The following is a 22,024-nucleotide window of genomic DNA, read 5'->3' on the forward strand; positions in this document are numbered from 1 at the left end:
CACGCGTCTCACCGGCGGCGCCGGCGCGCGGCTCAGCCGCCGAGCGCCATCGGGCCGGTGGTGGTCGGCACCTCGTCCTCGTTCCCGCCTCCGGCGTGCTCCTCCTCGGCGTCGATGTCCACCGCAGCGCCCTCGAACTGCGAGCGGTAGAGGCGGGCATAGGCGCCACCGACGGCGAGCAGCTGCTCGTGGTCGCCCTGCTCCACGATGTCACCGTCCTCCATCACCAGGATCAGATCCGCATCGCGGATGGTGGAGAGGCGGTGGGCGATCACGAAGCTGGTGCGGCCCTCGCGCAGGGCGTTCATCGCCTTCTGCACCAGCACCTCGGTGCGGGTGTCCACGCTCGAGGTGGCCTCGTCGAGGATCAGCAGGCTGGGCCGGGCGAGGAAGGCACGGGCGATGGTCACCAGCTGCTTCTCACCGGCGGAGAGGGTGGTCTCGTCGTCGTCCACGACCGTGTCGTAGCCCTCGGGCAGCTGGCGGGCGAAGTCGTCGACATGGGTGGCGCGCGCCGCCTCGATGACCTCCTCGTCGGTCGCATCCAGGCGGCCGTAGCGGATGTTCTCCATGAGCGAGCCCTTGAACAGCCAGGTGTCCTGGAGGACCATCCCGGTGCGTTCGCGCAGCTGAGGACGGGTGAGGTCACGGATGTCGATCCCGTCGATCGTGATCCGGCCGCCGTCCACCTCGTAGAAGCGCATCACGAGGTTCACCAGGGTGGTCTTGCCGGCCCCCGTCGGCCCCACGATCGCGACCGTGTGCCCGGGGTCCGCGACCAGCGAGAGATCGCGGATCAGCTCGCGCTCGGGTGTGTAGGAGAAAGCAACATGTTCGAACTCGACGCGTCCCTCGCGGATGCCCGCCGCGGCGGTGTCCACGGTGGTCTCGGGCTCCTGCTCCTCGGCATCCAGCAGCTCGAAGACCCGCTCCGCGCTGGCCACGCCCGACTGCAGCATGGTGGCCATCGAGGCGACCTGGGACAGCGGCTGGGTGAACTGGCGCGAGTACTGGATGAAGGCCTGCACATCACCGAGCGTGAGCTGCCCGGAGACGACCCTCAGCCCGCCCACGATCGCGATCGCGACGTAGCTGAGGTTCCCCACGAACATCATCAGCGGCATGATCAGGGAGGAGACGAACTGGGCGCCGAAGGTCGCGCGGAACAGCGTCTCGTTGCGCTCCTCGAAGCGGGCGGCGACCTCGTCGCGGCGACCGAAGACGGTCACCAGGCCGTGGCCGGTGTACGCCTCCTCCACCTCGGAGTTGACCACGCCGGTGGCGTCCCACTGCTGGGCGAACAGCTTCTGCGCGCGCTTGCCGACCACCCCGGTGAGCAGCAGCGCCACCGGGATCACCGCGAGCGCGATCAGGGAGAGCTGCCACGAGATCGTGAACATCATGAACAGCACGCCGAACACCATCAGAATCGAGTTGACCAGCCCCGTGACGGTGTTCATCAGGGTGTTCTGGATGTTGTCGATGTCGTTGGTGACGCGCGAGAGGATCTCCCCGCGCTTCATCTTGTCGAAGTACGCCAGCGGCAGCCGGTGGAGCTTCTCCTCGACCTCACGGCGCAGGCGCGAGACCATGCGGTAGATGATGCGGTTCAGGGCGACGCCCTGGATCCACATCAGCAGCGCGGAGATCGCGAAGAGGCCGACGGCGAGGCCGAGCGTCTGGTAGAGCGCGCCGAAGTCGATGCCCTCGCCGGGTGTGAGGGTCATGCCCGAGAGCATGTCCGCGAACTGTTCCTGCCCGTCGGCGCGCAGCTGCGCGATGACATCGGCGGGTCGGCGCCGGCCGGCAGCTCCTTCGAGATCAGACCGGTGAAGATGAGATCGGTGGCGCGGCCCAGGATCCGGGGGCCGACGACGCTGAACGCGACCGACCCGAAGCCGACGGCGATCGCGATGAACAGGAAGGCCCGCTCGGGGCCCATCTCGCGCACCAGGCGCTTGGTCGAGGGCCAGAAGTTCTTCGCGCTCTGGCCGGGTCGCAGCCCGCGGGCGGCCTCCTTCTCCGCGGCGATCTCGGCCGCGGTGGACGCCTCGTCGCCAGCGGGGGTCGCTGGAGCCTGGGAGCCGACGGGGGTCGCGGGGTCCTCATGATGCTGAGGAGTGTCTTTCGAAGCAGTCATCAGGCCACCTCCTCCTCGACGCCCTGCGAGCGGACGATCTCCTGGTAGGTCTCCGAGCTCTCGAGCAGCTCGGTGTGGGTCCCTTGGCCAACGATCCGGCCGTTGTCGAGCACCAGGATCAGATCCGCTGCGGTGATGGTGGAGACCCTCTGAGCGACCACCAGCATCAGCGCGTCCTTCGTCTCCGGGACCAGTGCTGCGCGCAGACGCGCATCGGTGGTGAGGTCGAGTGCGCTGAACGAGTCGTCGAAGAGGTAGAGCGAGGGCTTCGCGACCAGGGCCCTGGCGATGCACAGCCGCTGCCGCTGACCGCCGGAGACATTGGTGCCGCCCTGCGCGATCGGGGACTCGAGCTCGGTGGGCATCGAGGCCACGAAGTCGCGGCCCTGGGCGACGGTCAGCGCATGCCAGAGGTCCTGCTCGTCGGCCGTCGGATCCCCGAACCGCAGGTTCGAGGCGACCGTGCCGGAGAACAGGTAGGGCCGCTGCGGGACCAGGCCCACCCGGTCCCAGAGCACGCGTGCGTCGTCGAGGTCGCGCACGTCATGCCCGTTCAGCAGCACCCTGCCCTCGGTGGCGTCCATGAGGCGCGGCACCAGGTTGATCAGGGTGGTCTTGCCGGCGCCGGTGCCGCCGATGATCGCGACGGTCTGCCCGGCGCGGGCGGTGAAGGAGATGTCCTCGAGCACGGGCCGCTCGGCGCCCGGATAGGTGAAGGAGACGTTGTCGAAGGTCAGCTCGACCGGCCCCTCGACGTCGCGGATGCCGTCGCTGCGCTGGTGGACGCTGGTCTCGGTGTCGAGCACCTCGGTGATGCGGTCTGCGGAGACCATCGCACGAGGGATCATCATGGTCATGAAGGTCGCCATCATCACCGCGATCAGGATCTGCATCAGATAGGCGATGAACGCGGTGATCGAACCGATCTCCATCTGCCCGGCGTCGATGCGCGGTGCGGCCACCAGCAGCACCATCACGCTAGAGACGTTGAGGATGAACATGATGATCGGGTTGATCAGGATCATCAGCAGGCCGATGCGGCGGTTGAGGTCGGTGAGCTGGTCGTTGACCACCGCGTAGCGCTCCCGCTCGCGGTCCTCGCGCACGAAGGCGCGCAGCACCCGGATGCCGGTGATCTGCTCGCGCAGCACGCCGTTGATGTCGTCGATCTTGCCCTGCATCTGCTTGAACAGCGGGGCGGCTTTGAGGATCAGGATGCCGACGGCGACCAGCATCACCGGCACCATCACCGCGATCAGCCAGGCCATCCCGGGCTCCACCCGCAGCGCCAGGATCACGCCGCCGATGCCGGTGACAGGGGCCTGGACCAGCATGTTCAGCGAGAAGAAGACCAGCATCTGCACCTGCTGGACATCGTTCGTGGAACGGGTGATCAGCGAGGGGGTGCCGAACTCGGCGAGCTCACGCGGAGAGAAGGAGCTGACCTGTGCGAAGACCTTCGATCGCAGATCCTTGCCGGTCCTCATCGCGGAGCGGGCGGCGAAGAAGTTCGCGGCGACCAGGGCGATGATGTTGCCGAAGGAGATCAGCAGCATCAGCTGCCCGAGCTCCCAGATCACAGGGACGTCCGCCTTGGCGACGCCGTCGTCGATGATGTCGGCGTTGAGCGTGGGCAGATAGAGGGCGGCCAGCACGCCGACGATCTGGAAGAGCACCACCAGGAGCACCCAGATCGAGTACGGCTTCAAGCCCCTCAGCACCAGGCGCAGCAGGGTCACGAGAATCCTTCCGAAGAGCCGACGTGGCCGGGCACGGACCTGTCGACCCAGGAAGCATAGGCTTTCCTACAGACATACGGCATCCGACTTACGGCGGGTCCGCGCAGGGCGGAACTGTGCGGCCAGGCTCGTCGTCTACCGTGGTGCGGGTGAATCGACCTGTCCAACGCGTCATCATCATCGCGCTCGCCGTCCTGCTGGTGGTCCCGCTGGGCGCGGTGGGCCTCGGCCAGCTGCTGGGCCCCGACCCGGAGGAGCAGGCGGTCGAGAACCCGGAGAACCGGCCGACGGTCGACCCCGCCGAGCAGCCGCCCCGACCCGACCTGCCCCGACCCGAGGAGCCTGCCGGGCTCACCGAGCAGAGCGCCGAGGGTGCGCAGGCCACGCTCACCTACCTGCTCGAGTCCTACGACTACATGATGAGCAGCGGCGACGTCTCCGTGTGGGAAGGATCGACGGATCCGAACTGCGAGGTGTGCGTACGCTTCCTGGGCAATGCCGAGACGCTCGCGGAGCAGGGCGGCTACCTCGTGGACGGCGCTTTCGTGGTGCATTCGGCGGCCTTCGAGGGCACCGGGGAGCCGCCCGCGACGGGCACCGTGATCGCGGATTTCACCCAAGAGGAGTCGATCCTGGTGGACGATCCGAATCTGCAGGCCAACCAGCTCAGCGAGGTGACCGGGCAGCTGATCGCCACCGTCGCCTGGGACGGTGAGCGCTGGCGCGTGACCGACATGACCATCGCCCCGCCAGAGGATGAGGCGGGCGTCCCCTCCGACAGCGGCGGCGCGAAGGGCTGAGCCCGAGGGGTTCCGCCAGCACGCCAGCACGACCGTTGCGCAGTTGGTGCTCCGCCAGCGCGACCGTTGCGTAGTTGGCGGTGTGAGCGCGCAGAACGCCCACTGCGCAACGGTCGACGCGGGCGCTCCCGTCAACGCGCCACGGCACCTGACCAGCACCCGCTGACCTGGGCTTTGTGGACAGCCCCGGGGGCCTCGCGGGCGGGAGCAATGCTGGGGACATGGTCGTCGGCTCGTCGGGAACGGCGCGGATCGACGGCGACCCGACAGCGACGGCAAACGATTTCTATACGCTAGCCGGGGATGTGATCCAGGTCAACAACACAGAGATAACGGGCTCTTCACGAACGAGGGTGTGGTCGCCTGAGCGCGTCGCTGGACGGATAGGGGTCGAGGTCTCCCTGAGGATGGAAGTTCTCACACTCCCCATCCGGAAGACCTCGACATGCCCCAGCCTACTTTCGTCACGCCCGATCTGACCACGTTCTGCCGGCTCGATGAGCTCGGACTTCACGCTGTCGGGCAACATCTGTCGCCGGATCGCGCTGTCATCGAGTGCCGAGTCGTTGAGCCGGACCGGTGGTGTCGGAACTGCGGGTGCGAGGGCGTGGTACGCGACACTGTGGCGCGCCGACTCGCGCACGAACCGTTCGGACGCCAATACAAGGCTGTTCTCGGCGAAACTCCTGACGAAGCCCGTCGAAGGGCACCGCAGTGACGGCCCCGTGCAGCGGGCGGCGCTGTTTTCATAGATCGCGTCAGGTTTTGGTGCTATCCATAGGTTCCCCGAGAGGAAGTCTCAGCCGATCGCAGCTACCTTTGGCTCATGCTCCGCGCCAAGACCCACACGGGTTCCGTTCTTGTCCTGGCCATTTCGGCCTCTCTTGCGTTCACGCTCACAGCTTGTTCTGGAACCGCTTCGCCAGATCCTGGTCCGATCAACGCAACCAACAGCCCAAGTGAAGTCGAGGCGGCGCTCACACCCGAAGACGCGGTCGCGACCCGCACGGTGCCCTTGGCTGGAGCCGACGTCGAAGTCACCGTTCGACCACTGGTTCGAGCAGACGACCTCGTCGTCGCGACACTCGACTTCCACGGCTTACCCGCGGACGGCTTCATCTCGACCACGCTGCTGACCGGAGAACTCACCGGCATTCCTGCCTACTCCGCGCTACGCCTGCTCGACCTCACGAACGACCAAGTGTTCACAGTCGCGATGAACAGCGACGACAAGGCAGTTGCGACGTATGCCGACGGCCGTGCCGGGGATGGGCCAGAACCACGCATTCAACTCGCTTTCGCCGCGCCCGATGCTGGAATCGACTCGCTTGGGCTCTTCCTCCCGGGCGGCGCCTACATCGACTCTGTTCCCATCATCGACGGGGACATCCCTGAACCGATTCCCGCCGAGGAACGCTACCGGCCCTTCGACATCACGACCGTCGTCCAGGCCCCGGTCCTCCCGCTCGAATCATTCACGAGCGAATTGGCCGGCGCCGTGGAATCGCTGAGCTCAACCGAGAAAGTTGAGGTCACCCTCGGATCGGACGTCCTGTTCGACGTAGACGCTGACACTCTGACTAAGGATGCCGTCGATGCCGTGAAGGGCGCCGCGAAACACCTGAAGTCACGTGAGCCGGGAACTATCGAGATCGTCGGTCACACCGACGACGTCGCAAGCGCAGACTACAACCAGAAACTCTCCGAACGGCGCGCGAAAGCCGTTGCCGAAGAACTCGCCAAACACATTGACAAGGCACAGTTCCCAATCGAAACCGCGGGCAAGGGCAAAGGTGAACCTCTTGTCCCGAACGACTCAGACGAGAACCGCACGCTCAATCGACGGGTCACCCTGACCCTCACGTCGGAGATCACCACAGAGACCGAGGTTGAGACCGACGGCGACATCCCTGAGTTGGAGGAAGGGCTCACTGCAACAGGGGAAAAAGGAGTGCGGATCGACTCCTCCCGCATCTTCGAATACCGCGCGCCACAAGCTCGAATGGTCGATGGACACGTGATCGTGGACCTCGAGGTCACTGCGGTAGACGACGAGATCGACTCGTCGTTCGGTCTGGGTTCCCTCGCTGGTCTCTGGTCCTATCGGGGTTCAGAGACCCGGTCTGCCCACCGGTCAGCATCAGGGGTCACCATTCTGATGGGCACGACGCGTATTGCACCAATGGACTACTACTACGGTGACGACAAGACAGGCACCGAGATCTGGTTGCCCGCAACAGACCTGCACACCATGGGCAGGATCGACTCGGGACAAACCCGCATCTACAGCATCATCTATCCCAAATTGGGCGATGTTGAGACAGTGACCATCCAGGCTGGGCCCGGGTCCGGGATCAACGCATTCCGGCTCACTGACATACCGGTGCTCTCCGACGCGAGCTGAGCGGAGGTCCGGCGTAACCGCGCCGACCTCCTTCGGTTATCCGGCTCTTCACGAACGAGGGTGTGGTCGCTGCTCGCTGACAGGCCGAAGCCATGGCGCGATGGGATCGAGGTCGTCGCGATGGACGGCTTCACCGGGTTCAAAACCGCCGCCACCGAAGAGCTTCCGAAGGCCGCCGCAGTAATGGATCCGTTCCACGTGATCCGCCTCGCCGGTGACGCACTGGAGAACTGCCGCCGCCGCGTCCAGCACGACGTCTTCGGCCGCCGGGGCATGAAGGGTGACCCGCTCTACCAAGCCCGCCGCACCCTGCTCACCGGCGCCGGGCTCCTCACCGAGAAACAACAGGCCCGGCTCGACGCGCTGTTCGCGGACGAGCGGCACGTCGAAGTTCTCGCCACGTGGGGCGTCTACCAGGACATGATCACCGCATACCGGGAGAAGGACCGCGGCCTGGGACGGTTCTTCCTGCAAGACACGATCAACCGGATCGGCGACGGCGTTCCCGCAGGCCTTGTCGAGGTGCGAAAACTTGCTCGCACGCTGAAGCAACGCGCCGGCGATGTCCTCGGCTACTTCGACCGACCCGGCACCTCGAACGGCCCGACAGAGGCGATCAACGGCCGACTCGAACACCTCCGCGGCACCGCCCTCAGCTTCCGCAACCTCAGCCACTACATCGCCAGATCACTACTCGAGTCAGGAGGATTCAGACCCCAACTACACCCTCGTTCGTGAAGAGCCAGATAACGAGAGGATCAAGCAGTGCTGGAGCTGCGTCATCGACCGACGATGGGGCCCCGCGCCGAGCGTTGCGCAGTTGGCGTTCTACGTGCTCAGACCGCCAACTGCGCAACGCTCGAGCGGCGGAGCACCACTGCGCAACGGTCGAGGGGACGCGCACCCGGGGACGGCAAGCGCGGAGCTCGCGAACCGCAGGGCCACAGCGCAGCGCAGACGCGGGCACCGGCGCAGGCGCCCCCGCCCCGCCCCGCCCCCGTCAGCGGAGCCCGGGGAGGTGGCGGGCGGCGTCGGCCGGGTTCCCGCTGAGCTCGCGCACCGGGGCGGCGCTGGTGGCCTGGGCGAGCTGGACGGCGCCACAGGTTCCGGCAGCCTGGGCGATCTGCGCCGTGACCTGCTCGGGCCGCGTGGCCCCGGTGCCGACGAACCAGACCCAGCGACCGTCGACCGAGCGCGGGGGCGGGTCCTGCAGCGGGGCGAGCAGGGCCTTGTGCCGGCGGGCCTCCTGCGCGGAGGGGCCCACGAAGTGGAGTCCCTGCCGAGTCCAGACCGAGCGTCGCACGGTGGACTGGGGGAAGCCGCCGGTGCCGGTCTGGGCGGCGTAGCGTCGCGCTCCTGTCACGGGCACGATGCTGCCGGGCACGATCTGCTCGTAGCGGATCACGGAGGGGCGCAGCCCGGGGGCGACGGAGCCGAGCACGAGGCCGCGCTCGCACACGATCAGCCGCTCCCCGCTGACGTACAGCAGGACCAGGCCGAACAGGAGCGCGAAGATCACGGTCGGGGCTGCGGCGAGCACGGGGCTCTCGCCGGGGTTGATCAGCGTCAGGCCCGAGAACAGCAGCCACGCGAGCACGAATCCGCCGATCACGAACGGTCCGGGCCGGTCGGCGTGGACGGCGAGGACCACACCGACCTCGTCGCGGTGGCGACGGGCTGCGGAGCGGGCGGTCACTGCTGCGCGTCCGCAGCGTCCGGGCGGGTGCCGGTGATGAGGTCCTCGACCAAGGCGGTGAGGGTGGCGGTGGAGACGGCGCCGACGCGCTGGACGGCGGCCTCGCCCTCGCCGTCGGTCTCCATCAGCTCGAGCGCGTCGGGGGTGGAGAAGAGGGTGAAGGCGGTGGGTCCCTCGGTGTCCTCGCGGTGCAGCACGAGCACCGTGGTGACGGCGCGGGCCTCGGCGAGCCGGGCTGCGGCGGCGCTCGTCGCGAAAGCTGCGGAGGGCACCTCGTCGGCGTCGCCGTCGTCCTCGCCGGCGCCGGAGACGGGGTCGACGAAGGCGAGCAGCTGCTCGGGCAGGGTCGCGCCGTCGAGCAGGAAGAACAGGTGGAATCCGGCCGCGTCGAAGGCCTCCCACAGCACTCGCACCCCGCCCTCGACATGGAAGAGGTAGAAGTAGCTGTAGGCGGTGCCGCGCTCGGTCTTCCGCTCGGCGATCAGCACGGCATCGGAGGTGCGGCGCAGCACGGCGGTGCCCTGGAGGGCGGGGACGGCGACCATGCGCGCCGGTTCCTGGCTGCCCTCCTCGTAGCGTCGGGGGTCCAGGACGGTGCTCGAGGTGACGATGCCGCGCGAGATCATGGAGCGCATCGCGGCGGCGGTGACGAGGGCGCGGGCGTCGGGGCCCGCGGCGGATTCGGTGACCCACGGGGTCGGGGTGAGGGAGTCGCGCTCGAGTCCGTCCAGTGCCAGGAGCTCCTCGTCGGTGAGGGTCACGATTTCGGTGACGGGCTCCTTGAGCGGCTGCATGAGCAGCTCGGTCGCGATCTCGATGTCCTCGGCGGAGAAGCGGGGGCGTCCGACGGGTCGGGCTGCGCAGAAGTCATGTCCAGAGGCTACCGGGCGTGCGCGGGCGGATCAGAACAGACCGCCGAGGAAACCGCCGACGGCGTCGACCGCACCACCGACGGCGTCACCTGCGTCGGAGACGAAGTCGCTGACGTGCCCGCCGACGTCCCCGGCGAAGGAGGTGATCGAATCCCAGTTGTCGTAGACGGCGTTGCCCGCGGCCCACAGTCCGGCGCCGACGCCGGCGAGGGCGACGACCCCGAGGCCGACGGGTCCGAGGGCGGCGCCGGCCCCGAGGGCGACCGCGAGGCCTCCGGCCCCACCGACGACGCTGAGGCCGCCGGCGATCCGGTCGCCGATCCCTCGCCAACCGTCGTGCGGCGGGCTGATCATGTCGGAGACTCCGCCGACGATGCCGAGCACTCCCCGGCGCCGCCGAGGAAGCGGCCCACACCGCCGAGCTTGCCGAGGAATCCGGCGGCGTCGTCGACCATCCCGGAGCGGATGAAGGTCTGCGCGGACTGTGCCGCGGGGCCGAGGGTGTTCATCGCACTGTGCAGGGAGAGCAGGCTGCGTCCCTGCTTGAACGCCTTCCAGGCCGCGCCGGCCGCCCCGCCGACGGCGCTCACGGTGCTGCCGAGTGCGGTCAGCGGGTTGGACAGGAGGTCCCCGAGCGTGTCGCCGAAGGAGCGGTCGCCGCTGCCCGCGCCGTCGCCCCCACCGCTGCCACTGCCTGCGCTGTCGACGCCGCTGGCCTCGTCCTGCTCCTCGGCGTGGATGTCGAGATCGGTGCGGCGCCGTTCCAGCTCGCTGCCGACCTGGTCGAACAGGGCGGAGATCCGGCCGCTGAAGTCGTTGCGGAAGGCGTCGGCGTCGGGACCCACCCAGTCGACGGAGGCGACCTGGGAGGTGAGACCTGCCCGAAGCTCGAGCAGCCGCCCGGAGCCCGTCTGCACCCGCTGCGCGTAGTCGCGCAGCGCCTCGGTGTCCGCTCCGAAGAAGCTGTTCATCCCTGTCCCGTTCCCGTCGTCCCTCGTGCCGTGAGCCGACCCCCGCCCCGTCGGCCCCGCTGTGGTTCTCCAGCGTAGTCAGCGAAGGGTCGGAGCACGATGGGGACTACTCCCCATCAGCGGCGCGGTACAGGACCAGGTCGGTGCGGTACGGGACCCCAACGATGTCACCGGGCGCGTGGCCGAGGTGCTCGTGGAGGTACCAGTCGAGGTTCGCGAGCACCTTCGCGCGGCGCTCCTCGGGGGCGGTGATCACGTAGCTGCGGGTGCGGGCGAGGTCGATGACGTCCTGGGTGGGCATCGGATCCTGCCACTGGTGCACGCTGCGTTCCGTGAGCTCCAGTTCGGGGCCGACGGTGGGCAGGAAGTCCTCGCGGTGGATGTCGCCGGCGTGCATGATCCGGGAGAGGCGATGCACCCAGGGGATCGTCACGTCGAGCATGTTCCACACCAGGGCGAGCACCCCGCCGTCCGCGAGCAGTCGCACGACCTCGACAGATGCTGCCTGTGCGTCGAACCAGTGCCAGGCCTGGGCGACAGTGACCAGCTCGGCCGAGCCGGCCGGCAGCTCGGTCGCTTCTGCGGGGGCGAGATGGGTGGTCAGGAGTCTGCCCCCTCCCCCGTCGGCCCGGCATCTCGCGCGGTCTCGAGCATCGCGGCACTGGTGTCCACCGCGGTGACCTCCAGGCCGCAGCCGACGAGCGCCCAGGAGAGCTTGCCGGTCCCTGCGCCGAGATCGATTGCTCGGACGCCACCGCTCCCCGCGGCCGGCGGAGTCTGCGCGAGCATCGCAGCGAGCGCACCGTCGGGATAACCCGGGCGCAGCCGGTCGTAGACCTCGCCCTGGTCCTGGAAAGCGGCAGCCAGAGCACTCTTGCGCTCGGGGTCGCGAAACCGGGGCTCGTCACGCGAAGAGACCGGGGGTACCGGCGGGTTCAGCCGAGCTGGTGGGCGCTGGGGGTCCGGCGGGGTCAGCGGTGCAGGCACGCGCAGAATCCTAGGGGATCCCGCAGTTCAGTACGTGCCATGGGTGACCGACCTGGCGAGGAGCATGGCGAGGGTGGCCAGCACCAGCGCCGCACCGGGGAGGAGCATCACCCAGCTACGCACCACCAACCCCTGACAAGTCCTCGCACCCCCACCACGCATGCCACCACCGCAAGCACCATGCCCACGACGCTCAGCGGGGCGAGCAGGAGCGTCGGCACGCTCCAGTCGTGGTGTTCGGTGGCCTCCGTCGAACCGGGCGGCGGCGGCAGGTAGTAGGTGAGGCTGGCGAAGGTGACCACCATCAGCGTCGCCAGAGCCGACCAGAGGCCAGAGACCACACCCATCACGGGGGCAAGGATCGCGACAGTGCGCGGTGCGCGGTCCGCATCCATGGCTCCTCCGCTCACCGCTCGCTGCGATGCGCCACCCACGAGCGGTGCAGCCCGGCGTAGATCCCGCCCTCGAGGCCGACGAGCTCGGCGTGGGTGCCGTGTTCGGCGAGGTCGCCACCGTCGAGCACCATGATGCGATCGGCGCGCTCGGCGGTGGAGAGGCGGTGGGCGATGGTGATGGTGGTGCGGCCCCGGGCGAGGCCGTCGATGGCCTGCTGCAGGCGCACGTCCGCGGCGGGATCGACGGCGCTGGTCGCCTCGTCGAGCACGATGATGTCCGGGTCGGCGAGGTAGGCGCGGGCGAGGGCCACCAGCTGCCCGCCCCCGCACTGAGGGATTCGCCGCGCTGGCCGACCGGGGTGTCAAGCCCCTCGGGCAGCTCGTCGGCCCAGCTGCCGAGCCCCAGCTCGTCGAGCGCCTGGCGCATCTCCTGCACGGTCGCGTCGGGCTTGCCGTAGAGCAGGTTCCCGGCCACGGACGTGTCGAAGAGGAATCCTTCCTGCGGCACCATGATCACGCGGTCGCGCAGGGAGGCGTAGGGCACCAGGTGCAGGGGGATCCCGCCGATCAGGATCTCGCCCGAGGCGGGGTCCATCATGCGGGTGAGCAGCTTGGCGAAGGTGGTCTTGCCGCTGCCGGTCTCCCCACGATCGCGATGCGGGAGCGGGCGGGGATGTGCACGTCGATGCCGTGGAGCACCTCGGGGCCGGTGGGGTAGGCGAAGCGGAGGTTGCGGATCTCGATGTCAAGCAGACCCTCCGGCAGCGGCGTCGCGCCGGGCACGGGTTCGACGCGTCGGCCGGTGTGGGGGTCGATGGCGCCGGCGGGGTCGGCGACGTCGGCCGGGGTGTCGAGCACGCCGAGCACGCGCCGCCAGCCGGCCACCGCGTTCTGCGCCTCGGAGAGCATCTCGATGCCCATCCGCACCGGCTGGCTGAACAGCGAGACGAGGAAGACGAAGGCGATCACGCCGCCGGCGGTGAGGTCGCTGCCCGGCAGGTCCACGCCGAGCGCCCCGGTGCCCAGCACGATGCCGACCACGACCACGATCGCGGTGGCGAGCCCGTCGGCCGTCTCCGAGAGGAAGAACGAGGCCGACTGGGGCTTCAGAACGGCGAACTGCGCGTCGCGCACCTCGCCGATGCGCTCGTCCTGCCCGCGGCGGGTGCGGTCCTCGGTGCCGTAGGCGCGCACGGTGGCGGAGCCGACGAGGGACTCGGACACCGCACCGAGCATGCGGCCGACGTTGGTGCGCACCACCTGGTAGCGGGCGCGGATGCGCTTCTGAAGGGAGCCCATGATCAGCAGGATCGGGATGTAGCAGATCCAGACGGCGAGGGCGAGCGGCCAGGAGTAGAAGAGCATCACTGCGGTGGCGAGCACGAGCTGGAAGCTCATCACCACCAGCATGATCCCGCCGAAGCTCATGAACTGGCTGACGGTGTCGACGTCGCTGGTCACGCGTGAGACGAGGGCACCGCGTTGCTCTGTGCCCTGGGTGAGCAGGGAGAGGTCGTGGATGTGGCGGAAGGCGCGCTTGCGCAGGGTGGCCAGGGAGTGCTCGGCCAGGCGGAACAGGCGGCGGTTCATCAGCACGTTGCAGCTCGCGGTGACCAGCAGCACCAGGGCGGCCAGGCCCGCGGCGCCGGCGACGAACGCGACGTCGGGGGTCTCGGGGGCGATGATGCCGCGGTCCAGGATGGACTGCACCGCGATCGGCACCACCACCTTGCCGGCGGTGGCGACGACGGCCAGCAGCAGCGTGATCCACAGGCCGCGCAGCAGCTCCGGGGTGAGCGCCAGGCCGCGTCGGATGGTGGCGAGCGCGCCCTCGTCGGTGGTGGTCTCCGAGCCCAGTTCGGAGGAGGTGCGGGTGGTGGGTGCGGCGGTCATCGGCCGGCCTTCTCGTCGGTCACGTCGGTCTCGTCGGTGTCGTCGGTCTGGTCGCTCTCATCGGGGCGGCCGACGGCGGGGAGTGCGCCGGTATGGGTGGGCACCTCGCACTCGCGGTCGTCACCCCAGATCTCCTCACGGCGATAGCGGCCGGTGCCATGGATCTCGATGGCACCGGTGACGGTGCGCTCGCGCTCGGCAGGGACCGCGACGGCGGGGTCCGGGCCGTCGCTGGGCTGGGGCTTCGTGGACTCGAGCAGGTTGTGGGAGATCGCGGCCTCGTCGTAGGCGTCGACCAGGGCGCGGTAGCCCTCGCTGCGGCTGCGCAGCTCCTCATGGGTGCCGGCGTCGGAGACGCGGCCGTGGTCGAGGAAGACGACCTGGTCGGCGAGGGAAATGGTGGACTTGCGGTACGCGATCAGCAGCAGGGTCGACTCGGTCATCTCGCGGCGGATCCCATCGAGGATGGCGAGCTCGACGCTGGGGTCGCAGGCGCTGGTGGCGTCGTCGAGGATCAGCAGTCGGGGCCTGCGGGAGAGCGCCCGAGCGAGCGCGATGCGCTGGCGCTGACCGCCGGAGAGCGAGCCGCCGCGCTCCCCCAGCTCGGTGTCGAGCCCGTCAGGCAGGGCGTCGACGAAAGCCTCGGCCTGGGCGACTCGCAGCGCCCAGCGCACGGTCTGCTCGTCGATGTCCTCGCCGAGGGTGACGTTCTCGCGCACAGTCGCGTCGAACACGAAGGCCTGCTGGAGCACGAGGGCGACGTCGGCGGTGAGCGCCTCGGCGGTGAGGGTGCGCAGCTCGGCGCCGTCGAGGCTGACGGTGCCGGTGGTCGGGGCGACCAGGCCTGCGGCGAGCAGGGCGAGGCTGGACTTGCCGGAGCCGGTGGCACCGACGACGGCGAGCACCCGGGTGCCGGCGCGCGGATCGGCGCGCAGGGAGACGTCGGTCAGGGCGTGGCCCTCGCGCACCCGCAGGTCCTCGGCGCGGACGCCGCGGCCCAGGATCACCTGGGCGGGGTCGTCGCGGTAGACGAAGGAGACGCTCTCGATCTCCAGCACGCCCGGCCCCTCGGGCAGCGGGTCGGGGCCGTAGGTGCGCTCGTCGGCGACGTCGAGGATCTGTTGGACGCGGCTGCCGCCGACGACGGTGCGGGAGAGGTCTCCGAGCACCCAGCCGAAGGAGCGGATCGGCAGGGACATCAGCGTGAACAGGTAGGCGACCTCGACCAGCTGGCCGGTGGTGAGGTGCCCCTCCCCGATCCGCCAGGCGCCGATCACGGCGACGGCGAGGATGCCGAGGTTGGGCAGGGCGTCGATCGCGGGGTCGAACCAGCCGCGGATGTAGCCGAAGCGGATGCCCGTCTCGCGCAGATCGTCCGCCGCGCGGGTGAAGCGCTCCTCCTCGATGTCCTCCCGGCCGAGCGACTTGACCACGTTCGCGCCGTCGAAGGATTCATGGGCGATCTCGGCGACCTCGGCCCGCAGCTGCTGGGAGCGCATCGCGATCGGGGTGGCGAAGCGCTGCAGCAGCACGTTGAGGATGATCAGCAGAACGATCAGGGCGAGCATGACCAGCAGGATCACCGGGTCGATGCGGGCCACGACCACCGTGGCGTACGCCAGCATCACGATGGTGGACAGCGCGAAGGGGAACGGCGCCATCGCGAAGAACGTCGCCTCGACGTCGGAGTAGACGGAGCTGAGGAGGGTGCCGGTGGCCTGGCGGCGGTGCCACAGCAGCGGCACCTTCGCGTACACCTCGACGATCCGCTCACGGTAGAGGCGGAACAGGTCGTACTGGGTGGCGGCGGCGAAGATGCGCCGCGCCATGACGGTGACGGCGCGGGCCACGGCGATGCCGAGGATCGCGACGCCTCCGCCGACGAGCAGCACGGGAGCGGCCTCGCCGCGCTGGAAGGAGGGCACGATGACCTGCTCGGTGACGCGGCCGATGACGGCGGACGTCGCGATCTGCAGCAGGGCGAAGGCGGTCGCGCCGAGCACGGCGAGGATGAACCACTTGCGCAGCTCCCACGAGCCCTTGAGCAGGCGCTTCAGGCCGGGGATCAGCACGGCCGGGTGCTGGTTCCCGGGCAGTTCGAGGCGGGCTGGGCCCGGTGCGGGCTCGGCGGCGCGGGGCGTGTCGGTGCGGGGGCGGCGGCGGGGCGAGGTGTCGGCGCGGGTCATGCGGTCACGAAGTGGACGACGACCGCGATCGCGAAGGTGATCGTGGAGAGCATGGCCAGGGAGAACTCGATCATGATGCCGACGCCGAGGGCCTTGATCGCGATCCAGGCGGAGGTGAACCCCTTCTTCCAGTCCCCTGCCGCAGCGCTTCGGAGACGTAGAGCCCGATGAGGAAGCCGATCGGGAGGCCCAGGAAGGGGATCACGAAGATGCCGACGATGCCGGAGGCGATGCCCACGTAGATCGGCCACATCGGCACCTCGGCCGCGTGGAGCTTGCGCCCGGTGAGCACGTAGCTGGTGCCCATGCCGATCGCGCCGAACACGAGCACCAGCCCGAACGCGACCCAGGCGGGCCAGCCGCCCACCACGATCGCCCAGATCAGGGTCGCGATCACGAGGGTGATGGTGCCGGGCAGGACGGGCACCACGATGCCCACGAGGCCGACGACGTAGGCGAGTCCGGCGAGGACCGTCACGATGATCTGGACGGTCAGGGAATCCACCACGGTGGTCCTCCAGGGGAATGAGAGGGGGCGTCGGGGCCGCAGCGCCGCTCCGGAACCATCGTGCTCAGGAGACGTCGCGCTCGGGAGCGTTGGGGCTCGGGAGCGTCGGTGCCTGGAGCGGGATGGGTGGGAGAGCGATTGCTGGGCCGCGTCCATCCTAGCGGTGCGGCTGCGTCGCGATGACTGTGCTCACGTCGGGCGAGAGCGGTCACCGTCCAGCCCGGGACCGTACCGTGTTCCTGTGAGCGAGCTGCTGCGACTGGTCCTGGTCGGTATCGCGGGCGGGATCGGCGTCTTCGCCGTGATCCTGCTGCCGGCGATGTGGCTGCAGCGTCGGCGATTCGGGCGGGTGCGGCCGCCGCGTCTGGCCGGAGTGGCCGTGATCTGCGTGTACACGATGACTCTCGCCGGGCTCACGATCGCTCCGGCCTATGACGTGGCGGTGACCTGTCGCAGCAGGTCCGGGGCGCGCTGCGCCTGGATCCGTTCCACACCGCGGCCGAGCTGCTCGCCCTGCATCGCGTCGGGGCGGGGTGGTGGGAGATGGCCACCAGCTTCCCGGTGCTGCAGGTGCTGATGAACGTCGCCCTGTTCGTGCCGCTGGGGATGATCCTGCGCGGCGTGTTCCGCCTGGATGCGACGACGTCGGTGGCGATGGCGCTGCTGCTCTCGGCGCTGATCGAGGTCACTCAGTACACCGGTGCGTTCGGGATCTATCCGTGCGGGGTGCGGATCGCGGACATCGAGGATCTGCTCGCGAACACCGCCGGCGCCTGGGCGGGGGCGCTGTGCGCGCCGCTGCTCACGCGGCTCGGGGTGCCGCTGTTCGATCGCGGCTCCCGCCCGGACGACGGGCCGGCGCGCTGAGGCGGTCCCCGCTCGTCGCCGCGCCGGCGTCACTGCGCCGACCAACCCGCGGCCTCTGGCCCGCTCACGCGGTGACGGTGAGCGTCGAGCGGGAGTCGGCGCCGCGGCGCACGTGGATCTGTTCGGCGATCTGGGCCTTCATGTCGCCGACGTGGCTGACGATGCCGATCGTGCGGCCGCTCTCGGCGAGGCGCCCGATCTCGCGGACCACGGTCTCGAGGGTCTCGGGGTCGAGGGATCCGAAGCCCTCGTCGATGAAGAGGGTCTCCATCCGCACTCCCCGGCCTCGCCCATGACGATGTCCGCCAGGCCCAGCGCGAGCGCGAGGGAGACGAAGAAGGTCTCGCCGCCGGAGAGCGTCTCGGGCACTCGCACCTGGTCGGTGCGGCGATCCAGGACCAGCAGGTCGAGGCCCGTCTTCCGCGCGCCGCGAGCTCCGGTGTCGCGCAGCAGCTCAAGATCGGAGCCGGAGAACAGGGCGAGCCGGGAGTTGGCGGCGTCGATGACCGCGTCCAGGCGCCACATGAGCACGTAGGTGGACAGCTGCACGCGCTCTCCATCGGCGGAGCGGCCGGTGGCGAGGTCGGCGACGCGGACGGTCACGCCGGCGCTCTCGCTGACGGCGCGCACCTGAGCCGACGCCTTCTCGAGCGCGGCGCGGGCGGTGCGGCCGCGCTCGGCGATGCCCTCGGTGCGGGCGGCGAGGCCGGCGGCCTCCCGGGCGGCGGCCTGGGCGGCCGTGAGCGTCTGACCGGCGGCGGCGAGAGCGGCCTCGGCCTGCTCGCGGGATTCGTCGGTGGCGACTGTGGCCGTGATGCCGTCCTCGGCGAGTCCGTCGGCGAGGCGGGATTCGTCGATGGCGCGGGCCTGAGCAAGCTTCTGGAGCCGGGTGCGCTCCTCGGCGGGCAGGACCGCGGCACGGACCGCCTCGGCGGTGGCGAACCCGCTGTCTGTGAGGGCACGGTCGGCCTCGGCGGCGGCGTCGGCGGCGCGCTGTTCGGCGTCGATGCGGCGGCGCAGCGCTTCGCACAGCGTGGTCGCAGCGCGGGCGCGGGCGCTGTGGGCGCGGCGGCGGTCGGCGATCGAGGCATCGTCGCCACGGGCTTCGGCGACCTTGGCACGGTCGGCCTCGAGGGTGCGGGCGGCTTCGTCGATCGCGGTGCGCTCGCGCTCGACGGTGAGGGCGGTCCTCTCCTTCGCTGCGGTGAGCTGCTGGGTCTCCTCCTCGTGCGCGCTGATGCGCTTCTCGAGGGCTGCGGCCTGCTGCTCGGCGGTGAGGGCGGCCTCGACGGCCTGCTTCGCCTTGGTGACAGCGACCTGTGCGGACTCGGGGGTGTGGTCCCCGGCGTTCTCGCGCAGCTGCTGGAGCTGCTGGCGGGCGAGGGCATGGGCCTGCTCGGAGCGGGCCTGGGCCTGTTCGGCCTGCTGCCGCTGGGTCTCGGCAGCCTCGACCTGCTCGGGGCTGACGGCGTCGTCGGCCGGGTCGGCGGGGTGGGGGTGCTCGAGGGCACCGCAGACGGGGCAGGCCGCTTCGTCCTCGAGGTCGGCGGCGAGCTCGGCCGCGATGCCGGCGAAGCGGCGGCGGCGCAGCTCGGCCTCGGCCTCGGCGTGCTGTTTCGCGGTGCGCAGCGTGTCCTCGGCGGCGGTACGGGCCGTCTCGACGGTCTTCTCCTGCGCGACGGCGGCTGTGGTGGCCCGCTGAACCTCCTGCGCGGTGCGGTGGGCGGCCCGGGCGTCGCCGAGGCCGGCGGCGGCGGTTCGGGCGGCATCCCGCTGCTCGAGCAGCGCCGTGCGCTGCGCCGGGCGGGCCGCGAGCTGGGTGACTGCGGCGTCGAGCTGCTTCTGCTGTGTGCTGAGGGCTTCGCGGCGGGCGCTGAGCTGCTTCTCCCGTGCGGGCAGCCCGGATTCGAGCTCGACCAGCTCACGCAGCGCCCCGGCGGCGCCGGTCGCCTCCTCCGCGGCAGCGGTCAGCGTCTCGGAAGCACCGTCCGGGGTCGCGGCGGCAGGTGCAGCCTCGGCGTCTGCTCCATCGTGCGGAGCTGCGAAGAGAGCGGGTGCCTCGTCGGCATCGGCGTCGGCGTCGGATGTTGTCGCGTCCAGGTCGCGTGCTGGGTCGAGCAGCTCGACGAGCTGGGGGTGTGCGGCGCGGGTCTCGGTGGCGAGGGCGGCGAGCGCCGCGATCGTCTCCTCCGCGGTGGATGAGGCGAGGTCGCGACGGCGCAGCAGCTCGGCGACGGGGCGGGCGGCCTCGTCCCGCTGCAGGGCCGTGTGCGCCTGTGCTGCGGCGGGCTTCTCGGTCTCGAGGCGGGTGGCAAGCGCATCGAGTTCGCGGCGCCGGTCGATGCGGCGGCGGGCGAGCGTGGCGGCCTCGGCGGCGGTGCGGGCGGCCTGTTCCTGGGCCCCTGCCTTCTGGGCGGCGTCGCGGGTCTCCTCGGCGCGGGAGGTGACCGCGGCGAGGTGCTCCTCGGCGCGCACGGCGAGAGGTTCCAGGCGCAGGGCCGTCGCATGCTCCTGGAGTGCGGTGACCTGTTCGTCCTCGAGGGCGGTGGCTTCGGTGAAGCGGGCGAGCGCCGTGCCGAGGGTCTGCTGGGCGGCGTCGACCTCGCGCTTGGCCTGCTTGCGCATCTCCTCCAGCTGCTTCTCGACCTGCGCGTAGGTCTCGGTGCCGAAGACGCGCTGGAGGACCGCCTGCCGCTCACCGGTGCCCGCGCGCAGGAAGCGGGCGAACTCGTTCTGGGGCAGCAGCACGGTCTGGGTGAACTGGTCGCGGGACAGGCCCACGGCGCGTTGGATCTCGCGGCCCACCTCGTCGATGCGGCTGGCGATGACCTCGACGCCGGCGCCACCGCCGGCGGTGTCGGCGACGACGCCCGCGATCAGCTGCGGGGAACCGATCCGCCACAGCAGCGCTTTCGCCTGTTCCTTGGTGGTGCCGGTGCCGCGCCTCTTGAGGCGCTGGAATTCGGGTTGCCGGCGCACCCGGTAGATGCCGGAGGGAACCTCGAACACGAGGTCCACGATGCTCGGCTCGGTGGGTGCGGCGAACTGGGAACGGATCCTGTCCGCGCTGGTGGCGACGCCTGCAACCTGCCCGTAGAGGGCGTAGACGATCGCGTCGAGGATCGTGGACTTGCCGGATCCTGTTGGCCCTTCGAGCAGGAACATGCCGCTCGCGCCGAGGGCGGCGAGGTCGATCTCGGCCGTGCCGGCGAAGGGGCCGATGCCGGTCAGTCGCAGGTGGTGGAGCTTCACGAGGCCTCCTGCTGACGGCGCACGGCGGTGTAGGCGCGGTCCAGCACCTCGTGCTCGGCAGTGGTGGGAGCGGCGCCGGTGACGTGGGCGAGGAACTCGTCCATGACTTCAAGCGGGTTCTGCTCACGACGCACCACGGGGTGCCCTCGCGGGCTTCACGCCCCTCGGGCGCATATTCGGTCACCAGCAGGTGCGGGTAGGCGTCGCGCAGCTGTTCCTGGAGGTGGGCGGGGCGTGCGGGGTCCGTGACGATGGCTTTCAGCCAGTCTCCGCCGTGCTCGTCGCGGCGGGCGAGGATCTGTTCGAGCGTGCCGCGCAGCTCGGTGAGGGGGCGTGGCACGGGGGTCTCGATCCGTCGGACCTCCGCTGGGGTCCCCGGGGCGCCGAGCTCGACCATGAGCACGGATTTGCGGTGGTTGCGCTCGGAGAAGGAGAACGCGAGCGGGGAGCCGGAGTACCAGGCCGGGGCGCCGATGGTGCGGGTGAGGTCCTGGCAGCCGTGGAGGTGGCCGAGGGCGAGGTAGTCGATGCCGCCGAGCACTCCGGCGGGGACGGAGTCGACGCCGCCGACGGAGAGGTCTCGTTCGGAGTCGCTGGCTTCGCCGCCGGTGACGAAGGTGTGGGCGAGCACGACGGTGCGGGCGCCGGAGTGGGTGGCGACGCGGTCGCGCACGCGGTCCAGGGCGGCGCGGGTGACGGCCTCGTGGCTGCGTGCCAAGGGTGGTTCCCCGTCGGCGACGAGCTCGGTGCGGGCGCGGTCGGGTTCAAGGTAGGGCAGGCCGAAGAAGAGCACCTCGCCGTGCTCATCGTTGACGGAGACGGGGTGGTCGATGCCGGGGACATCGGTGAGCAGGTGGATGCCGGGGCGCATGAACGAGCGACCGAATCCGAGTCGTTCCGGGGAGTCGTGGTTGCCGGAGGTGAGCACCACGGTGGCGCCGGTGCCGGCGAGGCGAGCCAGGGCGCTGTCGAGCAGCTTCACGCTGGTCACGGCGGGCACGGCTCGGTCGTAGACGTCTCCGGGGATGACGACGACGTCGACGCGCTCGGCCTCGACCAGCGCGACCAGCCAGTCGAGGAAGGCTTCCTGGTGCTCGTGCAGGTCGACCTTGTGCAGGGTGCGCCCGAGGTGCCAGTCCGAGGTGTGCAGGATCTTCATGCCCCTGACTCTACGAGCGGGGGCCGACAGCCGGCGCGAGCGTGCACATCCTGCACGTCGCGGGCATGCCGATGCCCCGGCGCACGGGGGTGCGCGCCGGGTTCGGCGTGGGGTGGGAGGCGGGATCCTCCCCTGTCAGAAGGGTGGTGGTCCCT

Annotated in this window: 16 protein-coding genes and 6 pseudogenes; 6 read left to right on the forward strand and 16 right to left on the reverse strand. The window is 70.1% G+C overall.

Features of this window, described 5'->3' with window-relative positions:
• Positions 1–32: 32 nt before the first annotated feature.
• Positions 33–2,140: pseudogene (locus H3H54_RS16045) on the reverse strand (ABC transporter ATP-binding protein).
• The gene (locus H3H54_RS16050) at positions 2,140–3,879 is read right to left on the reverse strand and encodes an ABC transporter ATP-binding protein (protein ID WP_262424641.1); all 1,740 of its coding nucleotides are present in this window, start codon (positions 3,877–3,879) and stop codon (positions 2,140–2,142) included. Before H3H54_RS16050 ends, H3H54_RS16045 begins: the two are co-directional and overlap by 1 nt.
• 149 nt (positions 3,880–4,028) lie before the next feature.
• Between H3H54_RS16050 and H3H54_RS16055 the strand changes: the two genes are divergently transcribed.
• From H3H54_RS16055 to H3H54_RS16070, 4 genes and pseudogenes are all read left to right on the forward strand, one after another.
• The gene (locus H3H54_RS16055) at positions 4,029–4,679 is read left to right on the forward strand and encodes a DUF6318 family protein (protein WP_262424642.1); all 651 of its coding nucleotides are present in this window, start codon (positions 4,029–4,031) and stop codon (positions 4,677–4,679) included.
• 445 nt (positions 4,680–5,124) lie between these two features.
• Positions 5,125–5,334, forward strand: a pseudogene (locus tag H3H54_RS16060) (ISL3 family transposase); the annotation flags it as partial.
• Positions 5,335–5,505: 171 nt separating this feature from the next.
• A complete protein-coding gene (locus H3H54_RS16065; protein ID WP_262424643.1) occupies positions 5,506–7,083 on the forward strand; it encodes an OmpA family protein in 1,578 nt (525 codons plus the stop codon).
• 42 nt (positions 7,084–7,125) lie between these two features.
• Positions 7,126–7,821: pseudogene (locus H3H54_RS16070) on the forward strand (ISL3 family transposase); the annotation flags it as partial.
• A gap of 262 nt (positions 7,822–8,083) precedes the next feature.
• Here H3H54_RS16070 and H3H54_RS16075 read toward each other — a convergent pair.
• From H3H54_RS16075 to H3H54_RS16115, 11 genes and pseudogenes are all read right to left on the reverse strand, one after another.
• A complete protein-coding gene (locus H3H54_RS16075; protein ID WP_262424644.1) occupies positions 8,084–8,779 on the reverse strand; it encodes a hypothetical protein in 696 nt (231 codons plus the stop codon).
• Positions 8,776–9,573: a hypothetical protein gene (locus tag H3H54_RS16080; protein WP_262424645.1), complete on the reverse strand. Its 798-nt coding sequence runs from the start codon at positions 9,571–9,573 to the stop codon at positions 8,776–8,778. Before H3H54_RS16080 ends, H3H54_RS16075 begins: the two co-directional genes overlap by 4 nt.
• A 108-nt stretch (positions 9,574–9,681) precedes the next feature.
• Positions 9,682–10,005 (reverse strand): hypothetical protein, encoded by a 324-nt coding sequence (locus tag H3H54_RS16085; RefSeq protein ID WP_262424646.1) that lies wholly within the window; start codon positions 10,003–10,005, stop codon positions 9,682–9,684.
• Positions 10,002–10,622, reverse strand: coding sequence for a WXG100 family type VII secretion target (locus H3H54_RS16090; protein WP_262424647.1), 621 nt, complete (start codon positions 10,620–10,622; stop codon positions 10,002–10,004). The genes H3H54_RS16085 and H3H54_RS16090 overlap by 4 nt, the downstream gene beginning before the upstream one ends.
• A gap of 106 nt (positions 10,623–10,728) precedes the next feature.
• Positions 10,729–11,109: a hypothetical protein gene (locus tag H3H54_RS19185; RefSeq protein WP_316249063.1), complete on the reverse strand. Its 381-nt coding sequence runs from the start codon at positions 11,107–11,109 to the stop codon at positions 10,729–10,731.
• Between the two features lie 27 nt (positions 11,110–11,136).
• A pseudogene (locus H3H54_RS19190) lies at positions 11,137–11,226 on the reverse strand (SAM-dependent methyltransferase); the annotation flags it as partial.
• Positions 11,223–11,609 (reverse strand): class I SAM-dependent methyltransferase, encoded by a 387-nt coding sequence (locus H3H54_RS19195; RefSeq protein ID WP_316249064.1) that lies wholly within the window; start codon positions 11,607–11,609, stop codon positions 11,223–11,225. The gene H3H54_RS19195 and the pseudogene H3H54_RS19190, both read right to left, overlap by 4 nt.
• A 107-nt stretch (positions 11,610–11,716) precedes the next feature.
• On the reverse strand, positions 11,717–12,004 hold the full coding sequence (locus H3H54_RS16100; RefSeq protein WP_262424648.1) for a hypothetical protein: 288 nt from the start codon (positions 12,002–12,004) through the stop codon (positions 11,717–11,719).
• 11 nt (positions 12,005–12,015) lie between these two features.
• A pseudogene (locus H3H54_RS16105) lies at positions 12,016–13,897 on the reverse strand (ABC transporter ATP-binding protein).
• Entirely contained in the window at positions 13,894–16,083 is a 2,190-nt protein-coding gene (locus H3H54_RS16110) for an ABC transporter ATP-binding protein (protein WP_262424649.1), read from the reverse strand. Before H3H54_RS16110 ends, H3H54_RS16105 begins: the two are co-directional and overlap by 4 nt.
• Positions 16,084–16,153: 70 nt before the next feature.
• On the reverse strand, positions 16,154–16,588 hold the full coding sequence (locus H3H54_RS16115; RefSeq protein ID WP_262424650.1) for a DUF456 domain-containing protein: 435 nt from the start codon (positions 16,586–16,588) through the stop codon (positions 16,154–16,156).
• A gap of 244 nt (positions 16,589–16,832) precedes the next feature.
• Here H3H54_RS16115 and H3H54_RS16120 point away from each other — a divergent pair, with 244 nt between their 5' ends.
• Both H3H54_RS16120 and H3H54_RS16125 read left to right on the forward strand, forming a co-directional pair.
• Positions 16,833–17,168 carry a hypothetical protein gene (locus tag H3H54_RS16120; protein WP_262424651.1) on the forward strand — a complete coding sequence of 112 codons (336 nt, stop codon included), beginning with the start codon at positions 16,833–16,835 and terminating at the stop codon, positions 17,166–17,168.
• Complete coding sequence (locus tag H3H54_RS16125; RefSeq protein ID WP_262426513.1) at positions 17,105–17,458, forward strand: VanZ family protein; 354 nt, start codon at positions 17,105–17,107, stop codon at positions 17,456–17,458. The genes H3H54_RS16120 and H3H54_RS16125 overlap by 64 nt, the downstream gene beginning before the upstream one ends.
• A 64-nt stretch (positions 17,459–17,522) precedes the next feature.
• Here the strand turns inward: H3H54_RS16125 and H3H54_RS16130 are convergent, their stop codons facing one another.
• The 3 genes and pseudogenes from H3H54_RS16130 to H3H54_RS16145 form a co-directional block, all read right to left on the reverse strand.
• The gene (locus tag H3H54_RS16130; protein ID WP_262424652.1) at positions 17,523–17,669 is read right to left on the reverse strand and encodes a hypothetical protein; all 147 of its coding nucleotides are present in this window, start codon (positions 17,667–17,669) and stop codon (positions 17,523–17,525) included.
• Complete coding sequence (locus H3H54_RS16135) at positions 17,597–20,710, reverse strand: SMC family ATPase (protein WP_262424653.1); 3,114 nt, start codon at positions 20,708–20,710, stop codon at positions 17,597–17,599. The genes H3H54_RS16130 and H3H54_RS16135 overlap by 73 nt, the downstream gene beginning before the upstream one ends.
• Positions 20,707–21,869, reverse strand: a pseudogene (locus tag H3H54_RS16145) (exonuclease SbcCD subunit D). Before H3H54_RS16145 ends, H3H54_RS16135 begins: the two are co-directional and overlap by 4 nt.
• Positions 21,870–22,024: the final 155 nt, after the last annotated feature.

It is taken from the genome of Brachybacterium sp. Z12, assembly GCF_014400405.1.
Classification (GTDB): domain Bacteria; phylum Actinomycetota; class Actinomycetes; order Actinomycetales; family Dermabacteraceae; genus Brachybacterium.